General features: G+C 44.1%; 8 protein-coding genes. 7 read left to right on the top strand and 1 reads right to left on the bottom strand.

Annotated elements, in window-relative coordinates; translation table 11 throughout:
* Positions 1–69 precede the first annotated feature (69 nt).
* The 3 genes from G358_RS0109155 to G358_RS0109165 are packed head-to-tail and all read left to right on the top strand — an operon-like array spanning position 70 to position 5,160.
* Positions 70–1,758, top strand: coding sequence for an extracellular solute-binding protein (locus G358_RS0109155; protein ID WP_019636914.1), 1,689 nt, complete (start codon positions 70–72; stop codon positions 1,756–1,758).
* Positions 1,755–3,533 carry a sensor histidine kinase gene (locus tag G358_RS0109160; RefSeq protein ID WP_019636915.1) on the top strand — a complete coding sequence of 593 codons (1,779 nt, stop codon included), beginning with the start codon at positions 1,755–1,757 and terminating at the stop codon, positions 3,531–3,533. The genes G358_RS0109155 and G358_RS0109160 overlap by 4 nt, the downstream gene beginning before the upstream one ends.
* Positions 3,526–5,160, top strand: a complete 1,635-nt coding sequence (locus tag G358_RS0109165; protein WP_019636916.1) for a response regulator transcription factor — start codon at positions 3,526–3,528, stop codon at positions 5,158–5,160. Before G358_RS0109160 ends, G358_RS0109165 begins: the two co-directional genes overlap by 8 nt.
* A gap of 140 nt (positions 5,161–5,300) precedes the next feature.
* Here the strand turns inward: G358_RS0109165 and G358_RS0109175 are convergent, their stop codons facing one another.
* Complete coding sequence (locus G358_RS0109175; protein WP_019636918.1) at positions 5,301–6,071, bottom strand: helix-turn-helix transcriptional regulator; 771 nt, start codon at positions 6,069–6,071, stop codon at positions 5,301–5,303.
* 266 nt (positions 6,072–6,337) lie between these two features.
* On the opposite strand from G358_RS0109175, the gene G358_RS0109180 reads away from it, so the two are divergent.
* The 4 genes from G358_RS0109180 to G358_RS0109195 all read left to right on the top strand — a co-directional run bounded on the left by G358_RS0109180 (position 6,338) and on the right by G358_RS0109195 (position 12,545).
* The gene (locus G358_RS0109180) at positions 6,338–7,714 is read left to right on the top strand and encodes an ABC transporter substrate-binding protein (protein WP_019636919.1); all 1,377 of its coding nucleotides are present in this window, start codon (positions 6,338–6,340) and stop codon (positions 7,712–7,714) included.
* An 86-nt stretch (positions 7,715–7,800) separates the two neighbouring features.
* A complete protein-coding gene (locus tag G358_RS0109185) occupies positions 7,801–10,698 on the top strand; it encodes an extracellular solute-binding protein (protein ID WP_019636920.1) in 2,898 nt (965 codons plus the stop codon).
* Positions 10,699–10,709: 11 nt separating this feature from the next.
* Entirely contained in the window at positions 10,710–11,666 is a 957-nt protein-coding gene (locus tag G358_RS0109190; protein ID WP_019636921.1) for a carbohydrate ABC transporter permease, read from the top strand.
* Positions 11,667–11,669: 3 nt separating this feature from the next.
* Positions 11,670–12,545: a carbohydrate ABC transporter permease gene (locus G358_RS0109195; protein WP_019636922.1), complete on the top strand. Its 876-nt coding sequence runs from the start codon at positions 11,670–11,672 to the stop codon at positions 12,543–12,545.
* Positions 12,546–12,547: the final 2 nt, after the last annotated feature.

The raw sequence follows: 12,547 nt of genomic DNA on the forward strand, positions 1-12,547 counted from the left end.
TGAAGGAATTACTGATAATAACTGGTGCACTGACGATATTATTTTCTTGAGAAAGGGGTTATATCGTATATGCTTTTACCGTTTAGCAAAAAGATCGTAATAGTTGGGATAGCAGCCTTGTCTTTGTTGGCAGCTTGCGATCAGCACAATCGTAGTGCTCAAACGGTCTTGGAACAGGCAGAAAGCCCAAGCCCCAGCGCAGCCCCCTATTCCGTGTTCTGGAAATACAACCCGCCGATTGAGCTTACTTTTGTCAGGGAATATACGGAAAATATGGAGGATTTATTCAAACTATTGCCAGGGGAGTCTTTGGAAGATAATAGGTGGAGCCGTCTTTACAAACAAGCTTTGGGAATTGAAATTAAATATGATTGGGTAGCGGGAAGCGATCAGTATTACAAGAAGCTGGGCGCTGCACTTGCCTCCGGCGAAATACCAGATGTAGTCCGGGTCGATGCGCAGCAGTTGAGGCAGCTTAGCAATGCAGGCCTGATTCAGGATTTATCGGAGGTATACGAGCTATATGCCTCTCCGCTTACGAAAAAGGTGTTGAGTCAAGAAGGGACAGGTCCTTTTGAAAGAGCTACGTTGGATGGGAAGCTGATGGGAATACCGGAGACCAATTCATCGATTGAAGGAGCTACTTATTTATGGATCCGTACCGATTGGCTGGATCGCCTTCAATTGCAGCCGCCGCAAACGATGGATGATTTGTTGTTTATTTCGGAAGCGTTTACAGAACGCGACCCCGATTTGAACGGCGAGAAGGATACGTTTGGGCTCGCGGTGACGAATCATTTATGGGATCCGGTAATGGGAGTAACGGGATTTATGGCTGGATACGATGCGTTTCCGAATCTCTGGCTTGAGGATCATACAGGCAAACTCGTGTATGGAGGCATACAGCCGGAAGTAAAAAATGCTTTGAAAGCGCTTCAGGAGATGTATCGAAAAGGACAGATCGATAGTGAATTCGGATTCAAAAACGGGATAAAAGTGGGCAAACAGATTGCTGACGGTAAAGTCGGCATGATGTACGGGGAGCAGTGGGGATCATTTACTGTACAAGCAAGCCGTACTAACGATCCCGAAGCGCAGTGGCAAGCCTTTCCGATTGTTTCCGCTACGGGAACCAACCCGAAGGTTCCGCTCCGGTTCAGCACCAGCCAGTTTTTAGCCGTGAATAAAAACTATAAGCATCCTGAAGCGCTCGTGCAGCTGTTTAATTTGCACCTGGAGAAAAATTGGGGCGAAACTGCGGAATACGATACCTATTACAGTAATCCGTATCCCGTATGGAAGATTTCCCCTGTAACGCCATATCCCATTAAGAAAAACCAGGAGGCCTTTCAACAAATCGATAAAGCCCGACGGACAGGCAATCCAACTCAGTTAAAGAACGAAGCGAAAAGCATACAAAAGAAAATCGACATTTATTTATCAGGAAATGCCAATAGCGAATCAGGATGGGGATGGGAACGGACGTATGGTCCTGAGGGCGCTTTCGCGGTACTTGAACGATACGAAGCGAACAATCAGTTAATGTATGAAAAGTTTGTTGGGGCTCCTACGGCAACGATGGTCGAGAAGCAGACGATTTTAACTAATTTGATGCATGATACCTATGTCAATATTATACTAGGCAGTTCGATCAACGAGTTTGATCGTTTTGTGGAAGGTTGGAATAAACTAGGCGGGGAAAAGATAACTGCCGAAGTAAATGAGTGGTATGCTGCAAAACAAAACAAGCAGGAATGAATTATTTAGAAAAGAGCAGCAACGGAGGCGGTACATTGCTTAATATGCCGGCTAAAATAGGGAACTCCATTTTTGTACGACTTGTGATTACTTATCTTGTCATCATCGTTCCCATTTTGTTTCTAGGGTTGTATTTGTATAACTGGAGCTATAAAAATGCGAGCGAAGAAATATCCAGAAATACAAAGGCTCAGTTAACGTCCTATTTAGCTGACTTAAACCGTGAGATTGAATGGCTGGAAATTCAGCAATTTGATATTTTACAAGATAATGAGCTTAATAAGCTTGTAGTTACCTGGGAGATGATGGATAGCGTTGAGCGAAAAGCGAGCATGAATTATTTATTAACTCGATTGAATTCTATTAAAAATAGCAGCAACTATATAAAGGATATTTATGTGCATATTCGAAATCTCGATAAGTCAGTTTCATCTGTTAATGCGGTTCATGAATTTGAGACCGACAAGTATAACGAAATGTTGTCTACTATGGAGCAGAATAAAGAGCGATTGTATACACAGGACAAATACCTGTATTTAAGTGCTCCTAAATTTGGAGGAATTAAGGGCGCCGAGCCTTTATACATTGTTCAGATCGAGGTGGACACGAATAAGCTGAAAACCTCCTTGGAGCAACTGAGGATATATCCTGAAGGCGGTTTATTTCTATATTCCGATCAAAGTGGATTTTCTTTAGGCAGTGATGAATTTGCCGAGTTAATTAAAAGTTACTTCATCAGGCAGAATGATACCGAAGCGAATACGTTGTTACTCTTCGGCAGCAGAAAGTATTTAATTGTCCAGGCCTGCTCCGAACAGCTTGGACTATCCGCAGTCGCCTATTTGCCGGAAGCAGCGGTCAAACGGCCGCTCACAAAGTTCAAGGCTTGGGTCTGGATTTTTGCAGCAACGTCATTGTTAGCTATTTTTATATATTCTTATTCTACCTATAAGCTTGTTCACAAACCCGTGCTGTTTCTCGTTCAGAGCTTTAGAAGAATGGAGGAAGGCACGCTGAACATCCATATTGTACATCGGCGAAAGGATGAGTTTGGATATCTGTATGAACGTTTTAATTTGATGCTTACGAAGCTGCAAAACTTTATCGACCAGGATTACAAGCAAAAGATGATGATGCAAAAAGCGGAATTGAAGCAGTTGCAGTCACAGATTAATCCACACTTTTTATACAACAGCTTTTTTATACTCCATTCGTTGGCAAAGACCAGAGATACGGGACGGATTGAACAGTTTACGAATATGCTGGGTGAATATTTTAGATTCATAACTCGTAATGGAAATGACAATGTATATTTGTCTGAGGAAATCCGGCATTCGCGCATGTATACCGACATACAGACACTGCGGTTTTCAAGACGCATTCGAGTGCAGTTTGATGAGTTGCCAACGGAAATGGAACGAATACAAGTACCTAGGCTCGTGATTCAGCCTATTATCGAAAATGCCTATGAACATAGTTTGGAGAAAATGATGGATGAGGGCCTGCTGCGTATAACTTTTGAGATAAACTCCGGGGAAGCACTAATTATGATAGAAGATAACGGAGATCGCCTTGAAGATTCTGAACTAGAGGCATTGAAGGAACAATTGAACAATGTCGGGGAATCTGTCGAGATGACAGGCATGATGAACATTCATCGCCGCATTGTGCTTATTTATGGAGAAGGAAGCGGCGTGTTTCTGTCAAGAAGCGAATGGAACGGTCTAAAAGTCGTTATTCGAATCCAACTGAAGGAGCAGATGGGAAATGTATAGACTGTTGATAGTGGATGACGAGGAGATTATTACGGATAGTCTATATGAGGTGTTTCACCAGTTGATGTCAAATCAGCTCGACATTTGTAAAGCTTACTCTGGCAAGGAAGCACTCGACTGGTTATCCCGAACGCGAATCGATATCGTTCTAACCGATATCCGGATGCCTGGCATTGGCGGTTTGGAATTATCAGAATATATCAGACTGCATTGGCCAAGATGCAGAATTATATTCCTGACGGGCTACGGCGAATTTGATTACGCTTATAAAGCGATTCAAATTCCGAATGTTCGCTATATATTAAAGACAGAAGGTTATGACAAGGTAACAGATACAGTAAGCGAAGTGGTTGGCGAAATTCAGCAGGGGAATAAAATGCTTGATTTATTGCAGCAGTCTAACGAGCAGTATGCCGCACTGAAAATGATGACCCAAGGAGACTATATCCGTTATTTGCTGCAGGATGGCAGCATTTTGTTCGACGAACCGGAGCTGCTAGGCAAGGAGTTCGGAAAATTGCACATCGATTTGGAACCGAAACACAAAGTCCTGCTTGTACTTGGCCGTATTGCATTTAACTCCGGTACGACGTACACCGAAAGAAGCGAAGCATCGGCTGCTGCACGATTCATCTGGAATTCGTTTTTGTCCGAGCATACGCGAAGCGTCGGAATAGTGGATAAGCAAGGAGATATGCTGTGGTTCATACAGCCGTCCTCTCTTGCCTCGAAGGAGAAGCCGGGTAGTCCATTGCTGCGTTATGTGGAGGGTACCCTTGAACTTATCCAGGAAGCTATGCTCTCTTCGCTGGGCTTGTCCATTGCTTTTACGATCAGTGGTGCCAGCTGCGAGTGGAGACACGTGACACAGCAATATGAGAGGCTTCGCCAGTTGCAACAGTTGAAATTTGGCGACGGCATCTCGATGATTTTGAAGGATCATACTGAAATGCTTGATTTGTCGACCGACAAAGAAGGGGGCATGATGGCTCATAAAGCCGCAATGCTCGAGTCTCACTTGGAAGCAGGAAGAGCCGCAGAGTTTTTTGCCGAACTTGGAGAAATATCCGATTCCGTAATGTATGACAAAGGGAGCGTCCAAAGATCGATCGAAGCGTATTATTCCATTGGGCTTGTTTTGCTTTCCTATATAAACCGCACTGGAATCCATGGACAAGTTGACGATTATAGCAAGCTCATGCGATTGGATGACCACTCTACAATAAGAGAAGGATTCAGATATTTGCTCCAAATAGCCGAATCGGTATTTCGTTATAAACAATTAGATGAACGGGACCGTACAACCCAAGTCATTTCGCGCATCTGTCAATTTATTGAAGAGCATATTAGCGAAGATTTGTCTCTCGTTCGGTTGGCCGAAGTGCATTATTTCAATCCGTCGTATTTATCCCGCTTCTTTAAGCAGGAATGCGGCATCAATTTATCCGAGTATATTGACAAATGCCGGATAAGAAAAGCAAAGGAACTGCTGATCGGCGGTGATTTGAAAGTGCGTGAGGTGGCGGCATCGGTCGGGTATGAGGCATCTCATTCCTTTACCCGCTTTTTTAAGAAAATGACGGGCCTGACCCCACAAGAATACAGGGAGGCTCTTCTGGAAAAATAGCACATGGAGAACAACGGCAACGGCAGACAGAAGACTCGGATCAAGTCTTTTGCTGCCGTTTTTTTTACATTAGGCTGTTTCATTTACGGCATCGGTATCGAGCGCTGAAGGCATTCATAGTTTGTATTTTATCAATCCGGTTATTGGCAGTTCAGCAAATAAAGCTTCGTTGTCGCTTTCCGATATTGATTCGCGCTTCTACCGGTATATGACTTGAATTTTTTATAGAACCAGTCCATTTCCGAATAGCCGACTTTGTTGGCGATTTCATAAACTTTCATATCCGTATTTTCTAAAAGAGTTTTTGCTTTTTCCATTCGCTGCTGCAGTAAGTACTCATTAAAGGTCATTTTTTCATGATCTTTAAATTTCTGCCCTAAGTACGAGCAGTTATAATGCAGAACGTTCGATATTTCTTTTAACGTAATATTTTGATGGAGCGCATCTTCTACATACTCTTTCACCTTATCGATAATGTTATCAACTGCTTGAGGCTTTTCATCGGAAATCGGGTAGAGCAGCGATTGGCCTTTGCCAGACGCCTGATCAAGCTCCCGTCTGATAGTTTGTAAACTCGTTATTAATTCATCAGGTGCCACAGGATCAGGCAAGTAGTCGCTTACATGATAGCCAAGTGCCCTCCGGGCCAGTTGAAAATCATTGCTGCCGCCGATAAGTATAATCGGTATGCGGCTATGTCTACGAATTTGATCACAAAGGTTCAATCCGTTCGTATGTTCATTCATGCTTATTATTACGAGTGAGAATTGTTGCATGCGGAAAATAGCGCCAGCTTCCTCCGTATTCACGATAGAGCTTTCCAATGAAAATCCAATTTGGCTCCACTCTATCATGGCGTGCAGCTTATCCCTCCATCGTTGATTCGAATCAATAATCAGCACTTTATACATATTGGCTCCCTCCCCTTGCATTCACAGATCCCGAATATTGAGCTTCGAAAAAATGATTACGCTTTCATTATGTGAATTGGCCAGGCTCAATACAACGTGCTTTTTTTTATATTGCTAGCAGCTTTTTACTTGTTGATGTAAATCATCGAGCGGAGAAAATGCGATCTATACTTTGACGGGTGAACAACTAAGTTGTGACAGGTTGTTGATCCTGATATGAAAGCGCTACACTTTCGGTGTAGTAAATTCGACAAGGGGGATTGGATATGCGAAATCGCAAAGTGATGATTTTATTATGTGCGCTAGTTATGGTGCTGGCGGCCTGCAGCAATGGATCAAAGCAAAGCGGTACTAATGATGCGACCCATAACGGTACGAACAATAGTACGGCTAACGAGACGAAAGATGCTGCCGAAAATAGCCTCAAGGAAACGAATAGTACGCCTGAAATGGAGTTCGATTTGAATGGAAAAACAATCAAAATTGTATCGTGGTGGGACATGACGATCCCTGAGGACAACCCGGACAACATTCAGCGTAAAAAAAACCTGGAAGAGCTAATGAAAAAGCACAATTTCAAGGTTGAATACGTGGCGATTGATTACGGCGAATATCAACAAAAAGTGACCGCATCCTTGCTTGCCGGCGAACCGATTGGAGATATTGTCAGATTGGGCAAAGCCTATACCATTCCGGCGCTAGTGAAGCAGGATTTGTTATGGCCGGTAGATGAGTACACGAAAAATGACAACGTTTTCAATCAAAAGGTGACGAATGAATATATGCAGTATGAAGGAAGAGGCTACGGCTTTACGGAAAATAAAGCGAATTTGGTACAGGGGATTTTCTATAACCGTACACTTATGAGCAAGATGGGGATTAAACCGCTTCAAGAATATGTGAATGAAGACAACTGGAATTGGGATACATTTATTAAAGTTATCAAGGAAGCTAACAAAGATACAAATAACGATGGCAAATTGGATATGTGGGGCTTGGCGAATTCATCGCTTATTGACCAGGCGCTGTACTCTAACAATACGGAGCTTACCAAAGGAAATAAGCATAATCTGGATGACCCGGCAACGCTTGAAGCATTAAACTTTATGTCCAAGTTGGCGACTGAACAATTGGCTAGACCAACGGAGGGGGGAGATTGGAGAGAACCGGGCCAGTTTTTCCGGCAAGGCAACACTTTGATGTATGCGGGGGCGTTACATGAGCTTAATGGAATCAAAACGGATATGCCGGATTATGAATTCGGGTTTGTTCCATTCCCAAAAGGACCTAGCGCTGACGAATATCATTCAGCCGAGGCGCTGTTTCAATCGCTAACCATTCCCAAATCTGTTCCGAATCCAGAGCAGTTGCTATATATCTGGGAGAAGATTAATGACATCGAATCTGTATACGATTATCCCGACCAAAGCTCGTTTGAAACTTTATTTACTAATGAAGACGATATTAACAATGCCAAGATGGTAGGAGCAGGAATGATCGTGCTTGACCATCATACCTTCCCGAATTTGAAATTTTATGATTTTGTAGGGGAGATCAACAACGGCGTTTCTGTCTCCACTGTCGTTGAGAAATATAAAGCGACGTTCCAGGCCGCCATTGATGAGGTTTACGGCTCGAAATAGCGGGATCGCCTTGATACAGCCCCATTTTAAATTTTTTATATTCGGGGCTGTACTCTATTTATAACTCACAATAGGAGGGAGAACCGTTGAGCTTTGGGAAGAAGAAATACGCCATTGTCCTCATTGTTCTTGTTTTATTTTTCTCGTCCATATGGGCTTTCTACCCTTCCGATCGATCCGATTCCAGGCGTGTTAAGGCGATGCCTGATTTCGTTGCCATTGCGGAATCGTCCGGAGAAGACAGCTACGATGCTTACTTAGAGAAGCATTCGAACGCAGTGCGCCCTGCTGAAGCGATTCGGATACAGGGAGAGGATTATTTTGCAGCAACCGGAGAAGGCTTTGAAATAGTGAGTGAGCTGGACGGGCTGGACGGAACAGCGGTAATGACACCGGAGACAGGCACGATGGACTGGAAGGTTCAAATTAAAGAGGCTGGCCTCTATCATATCCGCATTCATTATTTGCCTATTAAAGGGAAAAGCTCTGCGATTGAGAGGAAGCTAGCGATTAACTACGAAGTTCCTTTCAAGGAAGCAGAAATTATTTTGTTTGATCGGGTCTGGGGAAATCGCTATGCAGAAATTGAGCGAGATGACCGGGGAAATGATTTGCGGCCGAGACAAGTAGAGAAGCTGGTATGGCAAACCAAAGCAATATCAGACCGAAACGGGTACTATGATGAGCCCTATTCTTTTTATTTCGAGCGCGGAGATCATATCCTTTCTTTGACGGCCCTTCGGGAACCCATGGCCATAGATTACATTGAGTTATATCAAGATCAGGCTCTAAACAACTATCAGGACTTGAAAAACGAATATGAAGCAAGCGGGATTCGTCCTGTCCAGAATCAATACATCGTTATTCAAGCAGAGGATGCGATTTATAAATCCTCGCCCACCTTATATCCGGTATCAGATCGTTCTAGTCCGACCGTAATTCCATACGATGTTTCAAAAATTAGAATCAATACGATCGGAGGAATCAATTGGAAGCTGCCAGGACAGTGGATTGAATGGGAATTTGAGGTGGAAGAGGATGGTTTGTATCAGATTGCCTTAAAGCAAAAGCAGGATCAACTCCGAGGTCTTTATGCTACGCGAAGCTTAATGATTGACGGAAAGCACCCTTTTGCGGAAACCAGGCGAATGAAGTTTGATTTCAGTATGGACTGGAAAATGGATGTGCTCGGAGAAGCGGATGAGCCCTACTTATTTCATTTAACGAAAGGGAAACATCGCATCCGAATGATGGTTTCTCTCGGTGAATATGCTCCATTAATCCGGACAATCGAATCAAGTGTACTGCAGTTGAACGAACTGTACCGGAAAATACTGATGATAACGTCGAACACACCAGATCCGTACCGTGATTATCAGCTTGAGAAGCGGATTCCGGATATGATCGAGACGCTGCAGGAGCAGGCGGGGATCATTCGGAACGTGGCTCATTATCTGGAACAATCCACTGGAGAAAAAAGTGATAAGGTAGCCCCGCTTCATACGATGGTCGATCAATTGGAAGAGATGGCAGAAAAGCCAGAGACAGTCTCTAGGCGTTTGAATGCATTTAAAATAAATGTCGGCGGTCTTGGAACGTGGATCCTTACAGTTCGAGAGCAGCCGCTTGCGCTTGATTATCTGGTTGTCTCTTCTCCCGATAGCCAGCTTCCGAAAGCTAAGGCAACGTTTTTTGACAAGATCAAGCACGAGCTTGGCGCTTTTATAGCCTCTTATACGGAGGATTATGACAGCATCGGCAGCACGAATCAGGGGGGAAACCGATCGATAACGGTCTGGGTAACTACAGGGCGAGACCAAGCGCAAGTATTGAAAAGCTTGATCGATGAATCCTTTACGCCAGAAACCAACATTTCAGTAGAGCTAAAGCTTGTACCAGGCAACATACTATTGCCGGCTACGCTCGCTGGAGAGGGACCAGACGCAGCGATGCAAATCGGCGAAGATGTGCCTGTCAATTATGCCATGAGGGGCGCTGCGGCAGATTTGTCAGTTTTTGACGATTTTGATGCCATTGCTTCACGGTTTCATGAGAGCGGACTCGTACCTTACAGATATAAGGGGGGAACCTATGCGCTGCCGGAGCAGCAATCGTTTCCAATGCTGTTTTACCGTAAAGACGTTCTCGAGCAATTGAACTTGGAGCCGCCACAGACCTGGCAGGATATTTATAACATGATCTCTGTCTTGCAGAAGCACAATATGGAATTTTATTTGCCGATTGAGGCGGCCAATGCCAGTTTAGTACCGAACGCAACATTTTCCATGCTACTTTTTCAAAATGAAGGCAAATTTTATCGCGCTGGCGACAACAAGAGCGCGCTGGATTCCGAAATCGCTATGGATGCTTTTAAGAAATGGACGCAATTTTATACCAGCTATAAATTTCCCCTTCAGGCAGATTTTCCGAACCGTTTCCGTACGGGTGAGATGCCAATCGGCATTGCAGATTATACGACGTATAACATGCTTACGGTATTGGCCCCCGAAATAAAAGGGTTGTGGGACTTTACTATCGTGCCTGGAACAAGGAAAGATGACGGTACAATCAATCATGAAGTTGCCAGCCATACGACAGGCGTTATGATGCTTGAGAATGCCGAGGACAAAGAAGCGGTATGGGAATTTATGAAATGGTGGATCGGCAAGGAAACGCAGATTTCCTACGGACGCGAGATGGAAGGCATAATGGGCGAGGCGGCGCGATACCCGACAGCAAATATCGAAGCACTTGAAGAATTGCCATGGCCAGTAAAAGATTTCAACAATTTGGAGAGCCAGTGGCGATGGGTAAAAGGGATTCCTCAGGTGCCGGGAGGCTACTTTACCGGCAGACATTTGGACAATGCCTTCCGGAAAGTTGTAAACGCAAATCAAAATCCTCGCGAGGCTTTATCAGATTACATCTTGTACATTAACGACGAAATTGATATCAAACGCAAAGAATTCAATTTGCCGAACTAGGGGGGAATCCATTGCAAGCCGAGACAACCCGTCAAGCTATGCCGAACCTCATTCGTCCGGAAAAAAAATCGAGATGGGCTACTTTACGTAGAGAAGTGACTAAGAACAAACACTACTACATATTAATGAGCCCGTATATGCTAATATTTTTTACCTTTACAGTCATTCCGGTCGTTTTTTCGATGGCGCTGAGCTTCTTTTATTTCAATATGCTTGAATTTCCGCGATTTGTCGGATGGCAAAATTATGCAAGGTTGTTTTTGAATGATGACATATTTATGATGGCGCTACAAAATACGTTTATGTTTGCGGTCATTACAGGCCCCGTCAGTTATATTGCTTGTTTTATTTTTGCATGGATTATCAATGAATTGTCCCCGAAAGTCAGGGCGTTAATGACCTTAATTTTTTATGCGCCTTCGTTATCAGGCAATGTATTCTTTATTTGGCTGATTGTCTTCTCTGGAGACAGATATGGTTATTTGAACGGCTTCTTAATTAAATTCGGGTTTATGCTGGAGCCGATTCAATGGCTGACGGATGAAAAATATATTCTTGCCATCGTTATCATCGTGCAGCTCTGGCTCAGTCTGGGCACTAGCTTTCTGGCTTTTATCGCCGGTTTGCAAAACGTTGACAAATCTATGATTGAAGCTGGAGCGGTGGACGGGATCAAAAACCGTTGGCAGGAGCTGTGGTTTATTATATTACCTTCGATGAGACCTCAATTGATGTTCGGGGCTGTAATTCAAATTACGGGGGCACTGGCGGTTGCTGATATTTCAATCGCTCTTGCGGGGTTCCCGAGCGTCAATTATGCGGCGCATACCATTGTAACGCATCTGATGGATTATGGCACAATCCGTTTTGAGATGGGTTACGCATCGGCGATTGCAACGATTCTCTTTGGAATCATGATCGGGACGAATAAACTGACGCAAAAATTGTTGAGAAAGGTAGGTGAGTAACGGATGGTCATAAAAAAAATAGCCGTGCTCCGCGTGCCTCATAAGTTAAATCGTTCCTTTTCCGTCAGCTTTTTGCTGTTTTTGCTCCTTGCCTTATTTGGAGCCTTTATGGCCTTGCCCTTACTCTATGCCGTGAACAATGCATTCAAGCCGTTAGATGAACTGTTTATTTTCCCTCCACGGTTTTTCGTGAACAATCCGACAATGGACAATTTTTATGATCTTGTCGCTTTAATGGGCAACTCTTGGGTCCCTCTCTCCCGGTACATTGGGAACACCTTGTTAATAACCGTAATTGGCACTGCGGGACATATTCTGTTAGCTTCAGCAGCGGCTTACCCGCTGGCCAAATATCAATTTCCCGGATCGAAGGCCCTCTTCTCTATTGTGGTGCTGTCGCTCATGTTTTCAGGTCATGTCACCGCCATTCCAAACTATATGGTGATGTCATGGCTCGGCTGGATCAATACCCACGCATCCATTATCGTACCGTCGCTTGCTTTCTCGTTAGGGTTATTTCTGATGAAGCAATTTATGGAGCAGATTCCGAATGCTTTGCTTGAAGCAGCCAAAATTGATGGAGCGAATGAATATCGGATTTTTTGGAATATTGTTATGCCTAACGTGAAGCCGGCCTGGTTAACGCTCATGATATTACAGTTCCCCGCGTTGTGGGGAACCGATGGAGGCAACTTTATTTACAGCGAAAAGCTGAAAACGCTCCACTATGCCTTAGGTCAAATCACAGCTGGCGGGATTGCCCGTGCTGGCGTTGGAGCAGCAGTCGCACTCCTTTTGATGGTCGTTCCGATTGCACTTTTTATTATCTCGCAAAGCAGCGTTATGCAGACGATGGCGACATCAGGACTGAAAGAGTAGAA

The organism is Paenibacillus fonticola DSM 21315 (assembly GCF_000381905.1).
GTDB lineage: Bacteria > Bacillota > Bacilli > Paenibacillales > Paenibacillaceae > Fontibacillus > Fontibacillus fonticola.